The organism is Cyclobacterium salsum (genome assembly GCF_010119245.1).
In the GTDB taxonomy this organism is placed as follows: domain Bacteria; phylum Bacteroidota; class Bacteroidia; order Cytophagales; family Cyclobacteriaceae; genus Cyclobacterium; species Cyclobacterium salsum.
Map to the genome: position 1 here is coordinate 431,268 of NZ_WNKG01000004.1, position 18,553 is coordinate 449,820.

The 18,553-nt window shown below is 44.8% G+C and carries 14 protein-coding genes; 5 read left to right on the top strand and 9 right to left on the bottom strand.

The genetic code is table 11. The features are described 5' to 3' along the window. Nucleotides 1-151 precede the first annotated feature (151 nt). The 6 genes from GJS45_RS09135 to cysS all read right to left on the bottom strand — a co-directional run bounded on the left by GJS45_RS09135 (nt 152) and on the right by cysS (nt 8,766). On the bottom strand, nt 152-1,792 hold the full coding sequence (locus GJS45_RS09135) for a tyrosinase family protein (RefSeq protein WP_162341167.1): 1,641 nt from the start codon (nt 1,790-1,792) through the stop codon (nt 152-154). Between the two features lie 639 nt (nt 1,793-2,431). Then, nucleotides 2,432-3,379, bottom strand: a complete 948-nt coding sequence (locus GJS45_RS09140; RefSeq protein WP_162341168.1) for a beta-propeller domain-containing protein — start codon at nt 3,377-3,379, stop codon at nt 2,432-2,434. 291 nt (nt 3,380-3,670) lie between these two features. After that, nucleotides 3,671-4,690: a DUF4365 domain-containing protein gene (locus GJS45_RS09145; RefSeq protein ID WP_162341169.1), complete on the bottom strand. Its 1,020-nt coding sequence runs from the start codon at nt 4,688-4,690 to the stop codon at nt 3,671-3,673. 433 nt (nt 4,691-5,123) lie between these two features. Next, nucleotides 5,124-6,278: a galactokinase gene (gene galK, locus GJS45_RS09150; RefSeq protein WP_162341170.1), complete on the bottom strand. Its 1,155-nt coding sequence runs from the start codon at nt 6,276-6,278 to the stop codon at nt 5,124-5,126. Between the two features lie 21 nt (nt 6,279-6,299). Further along, nucleotides 6,300-7,283: a M28 family peptidase gene (locus tag GJS45_RS09155; RefSeq protein WP_162341171.1), complete on the bottom strand. Its 984-nt coding sequence runs from the start codon at nt 7,281-7,283 to the stop codon at nt 6,300-6,302. Then, complete coding sequence (gene cysS / locus GJS45_RS09160) at nt 7,273-8,766, bottom strand: cysteine--tRNA ligase (RefSeq protein ID WP_162341172.1); 1,494 nt, start codon at nt 8,764-8,766, stop codon at nt 7,273-7,275. The genes GJS45_RS09155 and cysS overlap by 11 nt, the downstream gene beginning before the upstream one ends. Nucleotides 8,767-8,923: 157 nt before the next feature. Here cysS and GJS45_RS09165 point away from each other — a divergent pair, with 157 nt between their 5' ends. The 4 genes from GJS45_RS09165 (at nt 8,924) to GJS45_RS09180 (ending at nt 13,994) form a co-directional block, all read left to right on the top strand. Further along, nucleotides 8,924-9,394: a ribosome maturation factor RimP gene (locus tag GJS45_RS09165; RefSeq protein WP_162341173.1), complete on the top strand. Its 471-nt coding sequence runs from the start codon at nt 8,924-8,926 to the stop codon at nt 9,392-9,394. A 5-nt stretch (nt 9,395-9,399) separates the two neighbouring features. Continuing rightward, complete coding sequence (gene nusA / locus GJS45_RS09170) at nt 9,400-10,644, top strand: transcription termination factor NusA (RefSeq protein ID WP_162341174.1); 1,245 nt, start codon at nt 9,400-9,402, stop codon at nt 10,642-10,644. Between the two features lie 71 nt (nt 10,645-10,715). Then, entirely contained in the window at nt 10,716-13,706 is a 2,991-nt protein-coding gene (gene infB, locus GJS45_RS09175; RefSeq protein ID WP_162341175.1) for a translation initiation factor IF-2, read from the top strand. Nucleotides 13,707-13,799: 93 nt separating this feature from the next. Beyond that, complete coding sequence (locus tag GJS45_RS09180; protein WP_162341176.1) at nt 13,800-13,994, top strand: hypothetical protein; 195 nt, start codon at nt 13,800-13,802, stop codon at nt 13,992-13,994. On the opposite strand, the gene GJS45_RS09185 is transcribed toward GJS45_RS09180, so the two are convergent. After that, entirely contained in the window at nt 13,991-14,923 is a 933-nt protein-coding gene (locus tag GJS45_RS09185) for a sugar phosphate isomerase/epimerase family protein (RefSeq protein WP_162341177.1), read from the bottom strand. The genes GJS45_RS09180 and GJS45_RS09185 overlap by 4 nt on opposite strands. Before the next feature lie 326 nt (nt 14,924-15,249). Here GJS45_RS09185 and GJS45_RS09190 point away from each other — a divergent pair, with 326 nt between their 5' ends. Continuing rightward, nucleotides 15,250-15,660 (top strand): HNH endonuclease domain-containing protein, encoded by a 411-nt coding sequence (locus GJS45_RS09190; protein ID WP_162341178.1) that lies wholly within the window; start codon nt 15,250-15,252, stop codon nt 15,658-15,660. Nucleotides 15,661-16,355: 695 nt separating this feature from the next. Here the strand turns inward: GJS45_RS09190 and GJS45_RS09195 are convergent. Together GJS45_RS09195 and GJS45_RS09200 are read right to left on the bottom strand one after the other, a co-directional pair. Further along, nucleotides 16,356-17,510, bottom strand: a complete 1,155-nt coding sequence (locus GJS45_RS09195) for a THUMP-like domain-containing protein (RefSeq protein WP_162341179.1) — start codon at nt 17,508-17,510, stop codon at nt 16,356-16,358. Nucleotides 17,511-17,543: 33 nt separating this feature from the next. Beyond that, nucleotides 17,544-18,533, bottom strand: coding sequence for an aspartate-semialdehyde dehydrogenase (locus GJS45_RS09200; RefSeq protein ID WP_162341180.1), 990 nt, complete (start codon nt 18,531-18,533; stop codon nt 17,544-17,546). Nucleotides 18,534-18,553: the final 20 nt, after the last annotated feature.

Genomic DNA, 18,553 nt, shown 5'->3' on the forward strand with positions numbered 1-18,553 from the left:
GAAGCCCTATAGGCTCTCCATTCAAACAACCCAAAGCAGCATCGGCTCCATAAATACTAACAGACACCATAGTTTTCACTACCCTGAGGAATTTAAGCTTTTTATCCTGGCCTATCTACTTCATTTCTTTACACTAGTAGATAGTATTCGCTTAATGTATGAGGCGAATATTGATAGTAGGATTGCCTATTTCCCTAAAAGGAATCACAGGGCGGTTACCTTCCTCGTCCATACGTGAAAGTTGTATCTCGACCTTTACTTTTCCGTCTGCTTTTTGCAGTCTTTCGTTTTCAAATTCAAAATCAAAGCTCACAAGTGCTTGTTTCACACAATTAGCACAATTCCCTGGTTCTGTAGCCTGAAAGAAGAATCTCCTTTGTAGTAATTCCCCTCCTAAATACAAGGAAACTGTAAACGAACCAGGTATTTTTAAGCGATTTACATCTTTCACTCTGAGAGATACATAAGACATATGGCTTAGTGTAAACTCATTTTTGTTGGATTGGCCTTTATTAGCACTACGATGTGAAGACATTTCATCGGCTGAAAAATTTTCAGGCTTCGTTAGCGGAAGTGGAGGCTCCACATAGTTGACTCCCATTTTAGTGAGATCGATGGTCTGATCCACTGTAAGTCCTAACGTTTTCGTAAAGGGATCCATAATATTTAATCCAACTCCGTCAATCCAATCGGTAGTATCGCCACAAGCTTTGACATTTTTCTTAAAATCATCCACGTTGGTCGTATGGTGTAATTTTTGCCATTGCCACATCAAACGATCCCAGTTTGCATGGAATAACCAAAAAACGGGTTCAAAACCAGTTACATCCTGATTTGCAGTAGTAGCCCCGTTGCAGTTGTGGATCATATCATGTGCATGCATCAATGATTCTGATGCAACATATACTCCTGTATTAGTTAATCCATTAAAGGCATTCCATGTTGGAAATTGAATAATTTTATCAAGATATACTTTATTCGTATTTGTAGGATCGTGGGTGGCATCTCTGAGGTATTTCCATTTTTCCTCATTGTAGGTGGCAGCATCATTCCGAATAATACTTCCATCTGCCTTTAGTGATCCATTTTTAACCTCCTGCGGGTACTGATTTATAAACTCCTGAGGCACTTTAAACGTAGCGAATGGTCCTTCCGAGAAGATTTCAGGATATCGATCATCCGAAATGTCCCAATAAGGAAGGGTCACATCCTCACATCCGGGAATAGAGCGTAATGCATTTTCAAATTGAAGAATATATGCCCGATGCCAAGCTAAAAATGGATGAATATGATGTTCACAATAGGTTGGGGCTGGATACCAATGGATTCCTCCTAATTGGTAAAAACTATTTGGATCATTGTTATCCAAATCCATGATGCCCTGAAAGGCTTTGATGAGGTTTTCCTTTTCAACCCCTTGAATATCATTTACGTTTTTCCTCTGACGCAGGCTCGTATCTTCGGCAATAGCAGCTTGGTTCTTTTTGAATGCATTCAAAGCTGCTTGATCTTTGGGGCATCCGTGAGTAAGCCAATTACGAAATGAGAAGGCCTTATTTTCGTTCCAGGGAGTTGGTTTTGGTCCCCAGGGCGCCGGCATCATTTTATAATATACGTAGTAATATATTTTCGCACTCAAGCTACTAACCTCTTGGTAGCTAGCGAGATCAATAATACCTTTCATATGAGGTACGTCATAGTCCTCCCTGAAAAACCATTGAACTTCATTATCCCAAATGGGTTCAGCAATAATAGATGGAAAATCGGGGTTGTTTAGTTCTGCTTTGGTCATACTAGTTTCTCTTTAGTGTAAAAAATTTATTTGTACAGTTGATAGTAGTTTTTTTCTATTTGCTGCCATAATGTATGGGTACCGAGCGTTACTCAATGCACTGATGTTTCCAATCCTTCAGCGTTATTACCTGATACTCTGTGCTATGAACTTTTGATAATTTCTTTGTATTCCCGTCTAATGTAAGAAATTATGTTCTAATTTTTTTATAAGTTTCCCAAAGAAAAGAAATGACCAAAGCCCTGCCGTTTAGGTTTTGGGACTACCTATAAACCACATGGCTTATTATAACAAAAAAGCGCAGTATACTACGAGACAGAAACCGAAAAAAGGTATAAAAAGGCTGTTAGGATAGCAGCAGGAAATCAGGAAAACTAAGGAGCGATTTAGGTTCAACTAATTTAACTTAACAACCTATATTGTCGGTCCAATAATAGGGCAGTATTATACCAATTCATTTTCTACCTGTATGATTGCAGCCTTTGCCTGATGATAAGGACTACCCGTTTCGTCTCCTGGCAATACCACACCTGCACCAAATACATCAAAGAAGGAAGAATCGGGAGTTTTAAGTTTTCAAAAAAGGCAAATCCTTCCTAATTTTTAAATTCCCTTACCCTAAGGGACCTTCTCTGCCGCTTATTTCAAAGGGGTTCCCTTGAGGGCTTGTCCATTCGTTGTTAATACCTGAAAATGATGAACTCTATTCACCCCTTCGTACTTCCAGACCATTTCTTTTTCAGGTGTTAACTCAAAGAGTTTGATCCCCTCTTTCGCTCCATAGCTCGCAATCACCGTATTTCCATTGGGTAAACGCTGGGCACCACAAGGATCTTGAAAAGGGTTTCCTGCAAAATCTTCATTGCTTACTTTCCAAACTACTTTTCCAGCAGCATCCACCTCAACGGTTTTATTCCCATTCGTTAAATTGATCAGGGTATTACCGTTCGCAAGACGAATCGCTGTAAATGGCCAGTTTCTGGCTTCCCGACCACCTAATTCGGGTAAATCTGTACGGAAAGTCTGTAATACATCGCCTGAAGGGCTATATTCTTTAACTGCAAACGCCAATAAATGGGGAACGAGATAGTTTCCGTTGGCTAATTTTCGAGCCATACGGGTTTGCATATGTGCATTGTCGGTTTCAGGTTGCAAAGGAACCGCTACAGCTATCTCTCCCGCTTGATTTACCTCCAATATTCGAGGGGTATCTCCTAATTCTGTAATGAGGGTATGGCCATTATCCAGACGAACAGTCGTACCTAATTCTTTGTTTAACGCTGACTTTTCATATCGAAATACGACCTTTTTATCCTTGTCAAACTCAAGTACTTCTTCTGACCAGCAGATCAATACATGTCCATTATCCAAAACATATCCATCTCTCGCACCTGGACGTTCAGCATCCCATAGGATTTCTCCTGACTCGCCCAAAATTCCCGTAAAGTCGGGACCTGCGATAAAAAATGAATGGGTGATTTCCGCCGCAATTGCTTGTTTTACAGATTCGCCCGAATTGTTTTTCGGACAACTACAGGCAGAAACAAGTATGCCTGATAGCAAAAGTAGGTAGGTGTGTAGTTTCATTTTTGTTTGGGGGGGGGGTGATACTCAAAAATGGGGCTACTACCAAGGTAAGCAATTGGAAAGAGAAAACCAGAACTACTTAGCGCTTTTAATTCAGCGGGTATATCCAGGTCTAAACTATTTATTTCACCCATTATTTCTAGAACAGGACGATTTATTTGATTTTGGTACTTAACGATCAGCTAAGCACAGTCGGCTTAGCCTTTCAAAAAACTCAAATGTATCGGATTCAGGTACTCTTTGCAATTAAATAAGTAAGCCGATTGGGCTTAGCGCCTGTTATGCTCTTTCTTATTCATCAGGGATTTCTTCTCCAGATAGGCATTTAAGAATGTTCTTTGAAATTCGTTCGTTGATCTTCAAATCAATCTTGAATGTTTCAGTGAAATCGTTAAGGTCAGAAAATATAACTGTAAAGATGTTCTTCAGTTGATTTGTCTCAAAAGTCACTTTTTTTCGGATGATTTTCCCGACGTTTATTTGACTATTTGGGACTATATCGAATTCAATTTGGCAGAACATGAATAGTTTGAGGAATTGAGAGTATTCGTGGTTACATAGAAAGTAGGTCAATCCAGGAACTCTAAAGAAAATTTGCCTGACCCAAATTCTTACTCCTTCAATTTCATGTAGTTCCTTGGTTTGGTTATCATATCCATGAATGCCAATCTCAATTTTCTCGCACAAATGGGCAAGTAGTTGCTTATTAGAACATGCTCTGGTAAGAAATTCTATTAATGGGTCATAATTTAAATCTATGATATCGTCTCTTTCAACAATTAGCAAGATGTGACCAGAATCTGTTAATAGTTTATTGCCGTCCCAATAGCTCTCTAACTGTGAAGTATAATCAACGGTTCGAGAAACTAAGTTGCGAAGAGCTGTCTTTGATTCTGAGTTAAGTTGTTGATTTTTGGGAATTGGGATTGTCCAAGACTGACCTGTCCGGCTGGTGTATTCACCCTTGCAGATTTCCCAATACACGATTTTGTTAACGTCATCAACCAAAATTATGAGCACCGGAATATCAAGGTTGAGATAGTAATTTAGGTGTTCAAAACTATCTCTGAATAACCAATGATTCTCATCAAGTTCATTCAGATACGATTGTCCAGTTTTGGATTGAAAGGCTATTGATTTCCCTGATACATTTTCACCATCAATTATATCCAAGTATCCGTCTATTCCAAAGTCATCTTCTTGATGGTTAGGCCTAAGAATCCAGCCCAATTGTTCTTCAACGATTATCTTCAACTCATTCAAGCCTTTCCGACCAGTTTGATTCGAACGTTTGTATTTAGGAAGATCCATAATCTAGAGGTATTGAGCATAACGTACGGCTAAAGTGCACCATGCACTCTATTTGCCTTCCAACGGTCAGTAAAACTAACAACTATTTTTAATATAAAAACAAATATGGGCCGTACAGGCATAAAAACCGGGTTTTGGGTAACATATTACGAACAAGAGCTGACTTAACTTTTCGTTTATAAACAACTGAAAGCTCCTAACTCAAGGATAAAAACGCCGCCAACCAAGGGATAAATGCTTCCCCGGTCAGTCTGCCGAAGTTCGTTGTTCACCTCTTATACCACTTAGCTAATTCAGCGCAGAAAAAGTGAGCATAAATAGTGATAATGACCCACCCCCTGTAGATAAATTTTAGTTTTTGATTAAAAAAATCCTCCTAAGGGGGATTGCCTTAATTAAGGGATGGTCAGAAAACCGTATGTAAGCCTAGGCCTTAAAGCTCAACTATTTCCGTCCCTTCCGCAACGTTGACCTCATAGGTTTCCAGTTGCAGGCCAAATTTCTCCAGGTAAGCCCCTGTAATGGAAGCTATAAATTCCTTTGTAGCAGATTTCTTTAGGAGATTTAGGGTACAACCTCCGAATCCGCCACCCATCATCCTGGCACCTAACACATAGGACAGGTTTCGGGTATAGTCCACTAAAAAATCAAGTTCCGGACAGCTGACTTCATACGCTTCAGAAAGTCCCTTATGAGAGCCGTAAAGCAGGTGGCCAACCGCTTCAAGGTCATCATGAGCAAGGGCATTGCTGGTAGTTATCACCCGTTCGTTCTCCCAGATCACATAAGCGCAACGCTGGTAAACCAGGGGAGCCATTTCCCCTTTTGCCTTTTCCAGCATTTGAGGAGTAACATCCCGGAGACTATTCACTTCGGGAAACTGCTGCTTTACCCGGTTGACACCCTCCTGACATTCTTCCCTTCTTTTATTATAGGCTGATTCCGCCAAGGTATGGGCTACTTTGGTGTTACAAAGGAGCAATTGAAAATCCCCGAGTTCCAGCGGGAAGTAGAAATGCTCCAGCGAACGACAATCAAGTCTGATCACTTGATCCTTTTTACCCATCATGGAAGCAAACATATCCATGATGCCACAATTGACACCAGCAAAGGCATGCTCTGCTTGTTGCGAATACCGGACCAGATCCGACTTCTCAATGTGCAGCTCAAATAACTCCGACAATCCCAGGCCCACACCATTTTCCAGGGCGGCAGAGGAAGACAAGCCCGCACCAATGGGAATATCACCTCCAAAAACACAATCAAAGCCTTCCAGTTTATGTCCTGCCTGTAGCAGTTGCGCTGCCACTCCCATGACAAAGTTGATCCAGCCTCTACGGGGCTTTAATTCATTCAGGGAAAAGGTTTCCTCTTCTTCGAAATCCAGGGAATAAACCCGGCAAGTCCCGGTAGCATTTTTGGCGAAACCCAGGTAGATGTATTTATCGATGGCCGCCGGTAACACAAAGCCCTCATTATAATCGGTATGCTCCCCGATCAGGTTTATTCTTCCCGGCGAACGAACCAGCAGGGGCTGGGATCCAAATTTTTTCGTAAATACAGTGTGAATCTGGTTGATAAGCGACATAAAAAGCGATTTTAAGAGAACTTATTCTTCCTGGTATACCGTAAATAAAACCGTTTCCCCGACAACCGATAGGGTCTTTCTATCGATCAGGTCCATGTTGTCCTCGTGGGTATGATGGTAATGACCAAAACCATAATCCGGACTGTATTCGATGATATTAATCATGGGGATATTGGCATCCTGATTGACGAATAGGTGGTCGTCTGTGATGGCTTCCGTCCGCCTCATAGGAAAGAAATTACCATGTCCCAGCCGGTGCGCATAATCCCAAACCTTATCCACCAGATTTTTAGCATACTGCATGGAGTATCCTTCCTTGTGGAACCGGGCGTTCTTGCCTCCCACCATATCCAGCAAAATCCCGTAGTAGGCAGTATACCCCCGGGAATGGGGGTTTTTGGACCAGTGCTGCGAACCCAAACACCACCAGACCTGGCTGCCATCCCTGAAGTTTTGGTGTTCCGGTTCGCCATCGTCTTCCCCGTCAAAAAACACCATATCAATCCCTACATCTGGTTTCAGGCTGTCGGTATGTAACACACGGGCTATTTCCAGCAGGACCCCCACGCCGCTGCCCCCATCATTGGCTCCGTCTATGGGTTGATCGATACGCTCTGTATCCTTATCCGCGATTCTACGGGTATCCCAGTGGGCTGCCAATAGAATTCGTTTGCTCGCCTCCGGCCGAAAACTTCCGATAATATTGGTCAGCTCCAACTCTTTGCCGTCATAGGCCGTGGCCGTGAATTCCTGTTCAGTTACCGAAAAACCATATCCTTCCAACATTTGCACCAACCAGTCTCCCGTTTCCCGGTGGGCCGGAGTATTGGGCACCCGAGGACCAAAGTCCACCTGCTTTTGGATAAAGGCGTAAGCCGAATCCGCATTGAAGGAGGGGAATGGCTTGGCGGTAAATTCTTCCTCGGCTTTTTCTTCCGATATTCGCTGTTCGCCACAGGACCAGAGGACCCATCCCAAAAGAATTATCCAGGTACTATTCTTCATATCCCCAATCTATTTTATCTTTCATATCCTTAATGATCAGACCGGCATCTTTTAATCCCGCCCGGATCTGGTCTACTTTTTGGTAATCTCTGGCTGTTTTGGCACGACTGTACAAATCCAGTATGACCTGAAGCAGTTGCTCCTGATTGTCTCCCTTTTCTTCCTTAAGGCCCAAAATTTCCGAAATGAAGGAACGATATGTCTGAATCAATTCATTAAACGCTTCTTCCCCCAACTGAGCGGGATGCAGTTGTCCGGTGTACAAACTATTGATTTTTTTCAAGAGGTTGAACAGGTGTCCGATTGCCTGTGCGGTATTGAAATCATCATCCATAGCGGCATAGGCAGCATCGATGTTTTGCCGAACCTGACCGACCTGTATTTCATCTATAGAAACATCGCCATCTTCACTATACACCAGACCATTTGCGATTCGGAACCCATTAATAAGCTTCTTGTAGCCTTTTTGGGCAGATTGCAGGGCCTGATTGGAAAAGTCCAGGGTCGAGCGGTAATGGGCAGTGAGAATAAAATACCGAACGGTCATGGGACTGTAAGCCTGCTCCAGCCTGTCGTGATCCCCAAGGAACAATTGCTGTAGGGTAATGAAATTCCCCAGGGACTTACCCATTTTTTGCCCATTGATAGTAATCATATTGTTGTGCAGCCAGTACTTGGCAGGATCGGTGTGGTGGCAGGCGTTTCCCTGGGCTATTTCACACTCGTGATGGGGAAACATCAGGTCCATTCCGCCACCATGAATATCAAATTGATTTCCCAGATATTTGGAGCTCATGGCGGTACATTCCAGGTGCCAACCCGGAAACCCCAGGCTCCAGGGAGCTTCCCATTTCATCAGGTGTTCGGGCGAGGCTTTCTTCCATAGGGCAAAATCCAGGGGGTTTCTTTTTTCCGATTGGCCATCTAATTCCCTGCTACCACTCATCAGCTCTTCTACCACCCTTCCAGACAGTCGCCCGTATTTGGTGGTTTCATTGTATTTGAGCACGTCGAAATAAACACTGCCATTGACCTCGTAGGCCAATCCTTCCTTAAGGATTTGCGCCACCAATTGGATTTGTTCCGGGATGTGTCCCGTGGCGCGCGGCTCGATACTGGGCCGGATGGTGTTTAGCAACTCCATGTCCCGGTGATAGGAAGTGGCGTATTGCTGGGCTACCTCCATGGGTTCCAGTTGTTCTAGTTTGGCCTTTTTGGCTATTTTATCCTCCCCTTCGTCGGCATCGGCCTCCAGATGCCCCACATCCGTAATATTCCGTACATACCTGACCTTATACCCCAAAAAAGAAAGGTAACGATACACTGCGTCAAAGGTCACCGCTGCCCGGGCATGTCCCAGGTGAGCATCGCCGTATACGGTCGGACCGCATACATACATCCCCACATGGGGAGGGCGAAGGGGCTCGAAAAGCTCTTTGTTTCTGGACAGGGTATTGTATATTTTTAACTTTTTTGAATGCATGGGGCAAATTTATCAAACTTTCAATACTTTTTTTAGGAAAATAATTTTATTACATTTGTGCTAGAATTCATTAGTGATCTTAGAGGGGACAAGCAGTCCCCTCTTTCATTATGAATCAATTTGGAGGGAAATCCTTGGGGCAAGTAAGCAAAAAGATATGAATTTGAGGCAAACGATAGAGGAAATAGTGGAAAAACACCTTCCGGATGCCAGCCATTTTGTGGTCGACATTCAAATCGTCGAAAAAGGCCCAAAAAAGTCCCTTCACATACTAATTGATTCGGATCAGGGGGTCATCATTGATACCTGTGCCGCTGTCAGTCGGGCAGTAGGGGAAGAGATTGAGGCCAAAGAGCTAATGGACACCGCCTATGTAATGGAGGTATCATCTCCCGGGGTGGATTTTCCATTGAGCTCCAGAAGGCAATATCAAAAAAATGTGGGTCGCAGCCTGAAAGTTACTTTGGAAAATAACGACACCATCGAAGGAAAGCTGGCAGAAGTGGACCAGCGGGGTATCCGCATCTTGGTAAAGAAAAAAGCAAAAGGAAAAAAGGCGGTTGAAGAAAGTCTCGACCTGCCCTTTGAACAAATTAGGAAATCAATAGTAGTAGTCTCTTTCAAATAAAAACAATGGATGCTAAAGTTCTGATTGAATCATTTGCAGAGTTTGCAAGATCGAAAAATGTGGACCGACCAACAATGATCCGCATTCTTGAAGATGTATTTCGAGCAATGATTCGCAAAAAGTACGAAACAGATGAAAATTTTGACGTGATCATCAATGCTGACAAAGGGGATCTGGAGATCGTTCGAATCAGGGAGATTGTAGACGATAACTCGGAGGATATCTGGGATTACGATAAGATAAGCTTGTCAGAGGCAAAGAAAATTGAACCCGATTTTGAACTGGGAGAAGAAGCCTACGAAAAAATCGAATTGGAAGATTTTGGCAGAAGAGCCGTGATGATGGCGCGACAAACCCTGATCCAGCGAATCAAGGATTTGGAAAAGGATTTGCTTTTCAATCAGTACGAAGAGTTGGTAGGCGAAATCATCAATGCAGAGGTCTACCAGATTCTCGGAAGAGAGATCCTACTGATGGATGGGGAAGGAAACGAACTCATCATGCCTAAGAGCGAACAAATCCCCAAAGACCGTTTCCGAAAGGGGGATACGGTAAGGGCGATTGTGCATAAGGTAGAAATGATCAATGGTAACCCAAGAATCATTTTGTCCAGAACTTCTCCGATCTTTCTGGAACGTCTTTTTGAAAACGAGGTGCCAGAAGTATATGATGGACTTATTACCATCAAAAAGATCGTTCGGGAGCCTGGGGAAAGAGCAAAAGTTGCCGTGGAGTCGTACGATGACCGCATTGATCCCGTAGGGGCCTGTGTAGGAATGAAAGGCAGCAGAATTCATGCTGTGGTACGCGAATTGCAGAATGAGAATATTGACGTTATCAATTATACGGAAAACCTGGACCTATACGTATCCAGGGCCTTGAGTCCGGCAAAAGTATCTTCCCTTCAGGTAAGCGAAGAGGAGAAAAGGATCTCCGTGTACCTTAAACCGGATCAGGTATCCCTTGCCATCGGCAAGGGAGGCTTTAATATCCGCCTGGCCAGCCGTTTAGTCGGCTACGAGATCGATGTATTCAGGGAATTATCTGGTTATGAAGAAGAGGAAGATGTGGATTTGTCCGAATTTTCTGACGAAATTGAAAGTTGGGTCATAGCGGAACTGAAAAAAACAGGTTTGGATACCGCAAAAAGCGTATTAGCGCTGACCAAAGAAGACCTATTGAGGAGAACCGAACTGGAAGAAGAAACGATTGATGATGTATTTAAAATATTAAAACAAGAATTTGAATAGCAAATAACGATAGATTATTCGTTATCCCCTTTATATTTGCATTAGAATAAAATACAGGAATAGGTATTAGTATGTCAGAAGAAAAAATGATGCGATTAGGCCAGGTAGCCAGAAAGCTCAACGTCGGTGTAGCGACCATCGTTGAGTCCATGGCGAAGAAGGGCTTTGAGGTAGAAGGAAACCCGAACTCTAAGATCAGCATGGAGCATTTCAATATGCTTGCCAAGGAGTTTAGGTCTTCTGCCCAGGAGAAGGAAGAGGCCTCCCATCTTTCCATTGGCAAAAGACACAATGAAAATTTTACGATCAAGGCGGAATCTGAGTCTGAACCGGAGAAGGAGATAAAAAAACCTGAACCGGAAAAGCCCGCTCCCAGTCCAAAGGAAGAAAAACCTGCTTCCGAAAAAGACACTGACAAAATTTCCACCGAAGCCCCCAAGCTTCAGGGCATAAAAGTAGTGGGTAAGATTGATTTGGAAGGGAAGCCTTCCAAACCGGAGGAATCCAAAAAGGAGGAAAAACCAAAAGCGGCGGAGCCAAAGGCAACGGAACCGAAAGAAACGGAACCTAAAACGCCGGAACCTAAAACAGCCGCTCCCGCTCCAGAACCTGAGGAAAGCAAAAAAGAGGAGAAAAAGGAAGAGAAGCCGAAAGAAGAAAAACCAGAAGCAACATCTCCTGAGAAAGAAAAACCGGAAGTCCCTGCGGCGAAACCCGCCGAAGATAAACCGGTAGAACCAACGCCTGAAGCAGCGGAGCAAAAACCTATTCCTGAGAAAGCTCCAGAAGAAAAGAAACCAGCAGAGCCCGAAAAGCCAGCCAAAGAAGAAGAAAAACCAGCCGAAACCTCTGAAAACAGGGTCATTTCTGCTAAAGCAGATTCCCTGAAAGGCTTGACCGTTCTGGGAAAAATAGAACTTCCCAAAGACAAGTCGAAGAAGAAAACCAAGCCGGTAGCCTCTTCTGATGAACGAAATAAAGAGAAGAAGAAGCGGCCTAGAAAGCGTATTGACAACCGTCCCGCAGCCGGTGCCGCAGGCGCCCGACCTGCAGCAGCTGGTGGCGCTGGAAAAGGACCGGGGCAAGGTGCCCGAAAGGGTAATAACAGGGGTCCTGCGGGAAGACCTGGCGCAAGAGGTGCCGGAAACGCTCGTTTCCAGAAAGAGGAACCGACACAAAAAGAAATTCAGGATCAGATCAAACAAACCCTCGCCAGGCTACAAGGCGGCGGTAGATCCGGAGGAAAAGGAAAAAACCGTAGGGATAAACGTTCGGATCGATCCAAAGAGGTTAGCGACGCTCCTGAGGAAAGCAAAGTATTAAAAGTAACCGAATTTATTTCTGCCAATGACCTGGCATCCCTGATGGATGTCTCCGTCAATGAGGTAATATCCGTCTGCATGGGATTAGGGATGTTCGTGTCCATAAACCAGCGACTGGATGCAGAAGCCATCACGATTATTGCCGATGAATTCAACTACGATGTAGAATTCACCAAATCCGACGAAGAAGAAGCCGAAATTAAGGTGGAAGAGGATCCGGAAGAGATGATCGAAAGGGCTCCCATTGTAACCATCATGGGACACGTCGATCATGGTAAAACCTCTTTACTGGATTATATCAGAAGATCCAAGGTAACACACGGCGAAGCCGGAGGAATCACCCAGCATATCGGGGCTTATGATGTGGAAACCACCGACGGGCACAAAATCGCCTTTCTGGATACTCCCGGACATGAAGCCTTTACCGCCATGCGGGCCAGGGGAGCAAAAATTACAGATGTGGCCATCATCGTAATCGCCGCGGATGATAATGTCATGCCGCAGACGAAAGAAGCCATTAACCACGCACAAGTAGCTGGCGTACCGATGATCTTTGCCATTAACAAGGTAGACAAACCTAATTCCAACCCGGATAAGATCAGGGAAGAATTGGCCAATATGAACCTGTTGGTAGAAGACTGGGGTGGAAAATATCAATCCCAGGAAATATCTGCCAAGACAGGCGCCGGAATAGATGACTTGCTCGAAAAAGTATTGCTGGAATCCGAAATACTGGAACTCAAGGCCAATCCAAAGAAAAACGCTGTGGGAACGGTTGTGGAAGCCTCCCTGGACAAAGGAAGGGGTTATGTCTCCACCGTAATGGTCCAGGCAGGAACGCTTCGCATTGGAGATACCATCCTTGCAGGCCAACACTATGGCCGCGTAAAGGCCATGTTTGATCATTTAGGACAGAAAAAAGAGGAGGCAGGTCCTTCTACTCCGGTACAGGTGCTCGGACTTGGTGGAGCCCCACAAGCAGGAGATGTATTCAAAGTCTACGATTCGGAAAGAGAAGCCCGGGAAATTGCCAACTCAAGAGAGCAAATTCAGCGGGAACAAAGCCTTCGAACCAAGAAGCACATCACTCTGGATGAAATTGGCAGGAGACTCGCGATTGGTAGCTTTAAAGAACTCAACATCATTATCAAAGGTGATGTGGATGGTTCGGTAGAGGCCCTGTCCGATTCCTTACTCAAATTGTCCAAGGAAGAAGTAAAAGTAAACATCATCCACCAAGGTGTGGGACAGATTTCCGAGTCCGATGTCTTGCTGGCTTCTGCTTCGGATGCCATTATCCTGGGATTCCAGGTAAGGCCATCAGCCAATGCCAAACGCCTGGCTGAACAGGAAGAAATCGAAATCAGACACTATTCCATTATCTACGATGCGATCAACCAGATCAAAGATGCCATTGAAGGAATGCTGGAACCTGAGTTCGAAGAAGTCATTACCGGAAATATAGAAGTCCGTGAAGTGTTTAAGATTTCCAAGGTAGGTACCGTAGCAGGTAGTTACGTGACGGATGGCTACATTCACCGAAAAAATAAAATCCGGATTATTCGCGACGGCATCGTGATTCACGAAGGAGAAATCAGTGCCTTGAAACGCTTCAAGGACGATGTAAACGAAGTGAAAAACGGGTACGAATGTGGTGTTTCCATCAAAGGATTCAATGATATCGAGGTAGGAGATACCTTTGAAGGATATAAAATGGAAGAGATCAAACGGAAAAAATAATCCGCTTAAATTGATTCCAACGAATAAAGGCTGTCCCGTAAAAATGACAGCCTTTTTTTATTTTCAATAAAGATTGATTTTTGCACACACGCCATGGAAACCCTGTTAGCCAGCCTTAAAATTTTGACGCTATTGGCGGCTATTGCGTTGATGCTTGGATTTATACGGCCAGTATATGTGCTGTGGTTTTTGCACCGCAATAATCGCCTGCTGGTATTGAAGTACTACGGGCTGCCTGCATTGATCTTTTTACTTTTCTGGCTTTTCCTGGAAAGGGGAATGCCCTAAACAGCTATCCCTGCCTTTTGCCCTTCCGAACGGATGTGGCTGGCGGCCAGATCGTATTCCTCCTCGGAGCTCAGGTGTTCCATCATCAGTGGAATATCCGAAAGCCGGCTAACTTCCTGCAGGAATACCCCGTAATCCAACACGCCCAGGCCCGGCCGCACTTCCGAAAATTGGGGCATGTAATAATCTTCCCGGAGCTGTATGTCCTTGGCATGGCAACTCCGAATATGGGGTCCCAGTTTCCGGAAACATTCCCGGATCAGGGCTGCATTGCCATAGTACAAGTTGGGGGTGATAATCAGGTTCATGGGATCCATATGAACGCCAAACGCCTTTCGGTCTACCGCCCGTACCAGATCCAGGTAGCTGTCCGCCGAATCGGGATACGCCCAGGGCATGGGTTCCAGCGCAAAATAGGTCCTTTCAGGCTGCACTTCATCGATGATTTTCCGGGTCACCTCCACGATCTCATCAAAGGTATCCCGGGTCAGGTTATCCTGGTGAGGGCCTGCCCAGTGCACCGGGTTTTTCGACCCACTGATATTTACACAGCAGTTGGCGCCAATGCATTCCGCCAGTTGCAGGGATTGGGTACATTTTTCGAATGCCCCCCGGGCCATCTCCTTGTCCGGGCTGATGGGATTGCTCCAGGCACCTACTTCAGCAATGACGATGTCGGCTTTTTTGGCTGCGGATTTATAGGCCTGGATCTCCTCTGCGCTTGCCGTGAGGGAAAGGGGGCAATAGGCGGCACGGAATCCTTTGGCGCCTAAAGCGGCAACCCATTCCTCCGGATCCTGGGGCTTGGAAAACAGCGGTCCGCCAAGGCGTACAGCGGCTTTTGGAGCGGCTAAAGAAAAGGCTTCCGTTCCCAGCATCGCCAGTCCCAGTGCAGACAGGCTCTTTTTTGAAAAGGCTCTTCGGTTCATATTTGGGTTATTTGGTTTGGAAAGGGAATATAAAGAAAAAATGGAATAGCTTTATACCCGTGGTACTGAAAGTAAATGCGCCTTAATGGCGAGCGTTGGAAATTGAATGGACTTTTAGTAATTTTTAAAATCAACTATTTATTCCCTTATGACTATTCCAGCCGATCTAACGCTTCCAATCCAAAAACTTTCAGGCGTATTTAATAATACCACCAATTCCTATAAGATTTTTACAAAAGAACAACCCAAACGTCCCTGGGTTAACGGAAAAAATATTTCCACCATTGTTAAGAAAGCTAACAAATGCCATTTTCTTTTGGAAGGAAGTGGCTAAAGAAGATGGTGATCTTTTTTGTATTTACTCCAATGAAGAAATGTCGATGGAAAACTTTTCCATCGACCATTTTATTCCCTGGAGTTTTGTAACCCATGACCAGCTTTGGAATTTAATCCCGACTTCAAGATCCGTAAACTCTTCAAAAGGCAACAATTTTCCTTCCCTAAGTGAATATTTGGATCCCTTTGTAGAAATTCAGCATAAGGCTTTTAAAATCTTCCTAGAAAATAACCAAAAGCATAAAAACCTACTTTACGATTACACCACCATCTTTAAAGATGATTTAAATGGCATTGCAAGATTAAAGCCAGATGAATTTGGAAATGTCTTGAAAGAAAACATTAACCCCCTTTATCAAATTGGAGAAAATATGGGTTTTTCTACTGATTGGACGCTATAGTGGATCGTAGGGACCTTAATACTACTATCGAATTAGGCTGCTTGCGGATACCTCAATAGTCATTAAATTGTAAATAATTCTAGAAAAACCCCTTCCATAGGAATGCGGCTTTAGCCCATTCCAAAAAATTGCATTCCAAAACCGCGGCTTCAGCCAAAATGGAAGAAATACCAGGGCAGGTGTTTTCGAACCGGATTCGGTAAGCAATCATATCAAAGAATCCATCGGATGTAGGTTTAATGTGAAATTTGGAATTGGACCCCTCAAGGATAACTAATTTGGCTAAAGCCAATAATACTACCCCCCCTATTGCCTACCGCTAAAGCAGTAGGCAATTGATCAAAAAATCATCGCTGCCAAATACGGATAACAAGACCGATTATCGGTGGGCAATCCTAACGACCTGTTTAGACAAAAGACGCAAGCTATTTTTGGAGTCACACCACCTGCCCCTTTTCCCGGAGCAAATACCGGATGGCGTTAGACAGCAGCAATTGATCCAAGGAATTTATTTCCGAAAAAGTAACCGAATGATGTCCAAAATTCAATAGCAAAACCCCCTCCCATAGGAATGCGGCTAAAGCCCATCAACCGATAAACAAGCCTCATGAAGCTGTCTTATTGTCTTGTCCTGAAATAGGTTTACAAAATCAAACCATCACATCACCGCATCATCAAATCACCACATCATCACATCATATCATCCTACACCGCCAAACCCCCGTCTTTCCATCCATTACGGTAACCGCAATCAAAAACTCTTCGCCCCCATCCTTTAGCCGGAATTTCTTTTTAATCCCCTCCGCTTTCATGGGATGGTTACGGGAAATCACATGGACCTTGCCTTCCGGGTACAGCTTTTTCAATACCTTCTTGTCCAGCCGGATTTCCTCCAATACCTTAAAAACACGCCCGGGCACGCCCTCCGGAAAATGATCGCTGGTGTAGATATGCGTGTGGACATGCAGTTTGGCCAATCCTTGTTTTACGGCAAAACATTTGAATGCTCCTGCTTTTAGTATGGAAGCATACGGAATCACCAGAAAATTTCCTGGCAAAGAAAATTCAGGCCTTGCCTGCGCTTCCTCTTCCGGAGAAAAGGTAAAGCTGCTGGGGCCCTGCTCCCTTATTTCCACGGCGACAATCCTTAGTGGCTGGCCCGAACCATCGTTAATAAGCAACAACTCCTTCACCTCGTTTTTGACACTCAGCACATGGACCTGGGTGATTCCGGGCAGTTCCCGGCAAGCCTCCCTGATATCCAGCATGGGAGAGGCCTTTACCATAATGGACTTGGCTTTTTGCCGAAACAAGGTCCAATTACTCACCACATCCGGTTCCAGGTCTTTCAATTGGAATAATTTCTGATTGCTTTTTCCCCTTCTGGCAGGATCCACATACAGCCAATCAAATGTCAGGGTGGATTGCCGCAAAAAGGCCAGGGCATCCTGGTGTACAAAGGAAACCTGTTGGTTTTTAAAAAACCGGGTGAGGTTATGCCGGGCCAACGCCACCAGCTCCTCCTGCTGCTCCACATAGCTTACCTGCTCCATTTTTTCCCCCAGGTAGAAGGTATCCACCCCAAAGCCGCCGGTCAGATCTACCAGGGTTTTTCCCTGCACCAAACTGCTTTTATACTTGCCCGTGGCCTCGGAGGAACATTGTTCCATGGAAAGGGCAGGCGGAAAAATAAGGGAAGGGTGAGTCGCCCAGGCTGGCAGCTTGTGCCGCGCTTTTTGCCGCATGGCAATCTGTCGGGCGGCCACCTTGATGTCCAGGCCGGGGATTTCCTTATGCCGTAAAAGCAATTGTGCAGGATCTTCCTCAAGATGATCCTGCACAAACTGCATTAATTTGGGATGATATAGGGCTTCCAGCTCCACTTATACCATGCTGTGGTCCACCAGGTACTCGGCGATCTGCACCGCATTGGTGGCAGCTCCTTTTCGTAAATTATCGGCTACAATCCACATGTTCAGCGTGTTCGGCTGGGTCTCATCCCGCCGCAACCTTCCTACAAAGACCTCGTCTTTCTTATGTGCATTCAATGGCATGGGGTAAATGTTATTGGCCGGATCATCTTCTACCACAACACCCGGGGTGTTGGACAGCAGTTGTTTTACCTCATCCAGGTCAAAGTCTTTATGGAATTCTACGTTCACCGACTCGGAATGTCCTCCCATAACGGGTATCCTTACCGCCGTTGCGGTCACCTGAATGCTATCGTCACCAAAGATTTTTTTGGTTTCATTGATCATCTTCATTTCTTCCTTGGTGTAGCCGTTTTCCTGAAACACATCGATATGAGGCAATACGTTCAAGTCGATTTTATACGGGTAGACCATCGTTGCCTCTTCTCCTTTTCGCTCGGCCATCATTTGGTCTACCGCATCTTTCCCCGTTCCAGTGACCGACTGGTAGGTAGAAACCACAATCCGCTTGATGCCGTATTTCTCCCGCAAGGGAGCCAGGGCAAGCACCATCTGAATGGTGGAACAGTTGGGGTTGGCAATGATGCGATCATCAATGCGCAACACCTTGCCATTGATTTCAGGAACAACCAGTTTTTTGGTAGGGTCCATTCTCCAGGCAGAGGAATTATCAATCACGATGGCTCCAGCCTCGGCAAACTGAGGTGCCCATTCCGAAGAAGTAGCCCCTCCGGCGGAAAAAATGGCGATATCCGGTTTTTCAGCCACGGCCTGTTTCAGGCCTATTACCGTGTAATCCGTTCCCTTAAACGCAATCTTTTTCCCAGCAGATCGCTCTGAGGCGACCAGCAAGAGTTCGTCGAAAGCAAAATTGTGCTCACTCAGCACTTCCAAGATTTCCGAGCCTACCAGTCCGGTGGCTCCCACTACGGCTAACTTCATGTTGACTATTATTTTGACCG

What these genes read in the sequence shown, in the direction of transcription:
- GJS45_RS09155 (WP_162341171.1), bottom strand. Translation starts at nt 7,283, where the DNA reads ATGAAGAATAGTACCTGGATAATTCTTTTGGGATGGGTCCTCTGGTCC.
- cysS (WP_162341172.1), bottom strand. Translation starts at nt 8,766, where the DNA reads ATGCATTCAAAAAAGTTAAAAATATACAATACCCTGTCCAGAAACAAA.
- infB (WP_162341175.1), top strand. Translation starts at nt 10,716, where the DNA reads ATGTCAGAAGAAAAAATGATGCGATTAGGCCAGGTAGCCAGAAAGCTC.
- GJS45_RS09145 (WP_162341169.1), bottom strand. Translation starts at nt 4,690, where the DNA reads ATGGATCTTCCTAAATACAAACGTTCGAATCAAACTGGTCGGAAAGGC.
- GJS45_RS09135 (WP_162341167.1), bottom strand. Translation starts at nt 1,792, where the DNA reads ATGACCAAAGCAGAACTAAACAACCCCGATTTTCCATCTATTATTGCT.
- nusA (WP_162341174.1), top strand. Translation starts at nt 9,400, where the DNA reads ATGGATGCTAAAGTTCTGATTGAATCATTTGCAGAGTTTGCAAGATCG.
- GJS45_RS09195 (WP_162341179.1), bottom strand. Translation starts at nt 17,510, where the DNA reads ATGCAGTTTGTGCAGGATCATCTTGAGGAAGATCCTGCACAATTGCTT.
- galK (WP_162341170.1), bottom strand. Translation starts at nt 6,278, where the DNA reads ATGTCGCTTATCAACCAGATTCACACTGTATTTACGAAAAAATTTGGA.
- GJS45_RS09165 (WP_162341173.1), top strand. Translation starts at nt 8,924, where the DNA reads ATGAATTTGAGGCAAACGATAGAGGAAATAGTGGAAAAACACCTTCCG.
- GJS45_RS09140 (WP_162341168.1), bottom strand. Translation starts at nt 3,379, where the DNA reads ATGAAACTACACACCTACCTACTTTTGCTATCAGGCATACTTGTTTCT.
- GJS45_RS09185 (WP_162341177.1), bottom strand. Translation starts at nt 14,923, where the DNA reads ATGAACCGAAGAGCCTTTTCAAAAAAGAGCCTGTCTGCACTGGGACTG.
- GJS45_RS09180 (WP_162341176.1), top strand. Translation starts at nt 13,800, where the DNA reads ATGGAAACCCTGTTAGCCAGCCTTAAAATTTTGACGCTATTGGCGGCT.
- GJS45_RS09200 (WP_162341180.1), bottom strand. Translation starts at nt 18,533, where the DNA reads ATGAAGTTAGCCGTAGTGGGAGCCACCGGACTGGTAGGCTCGGAAATC.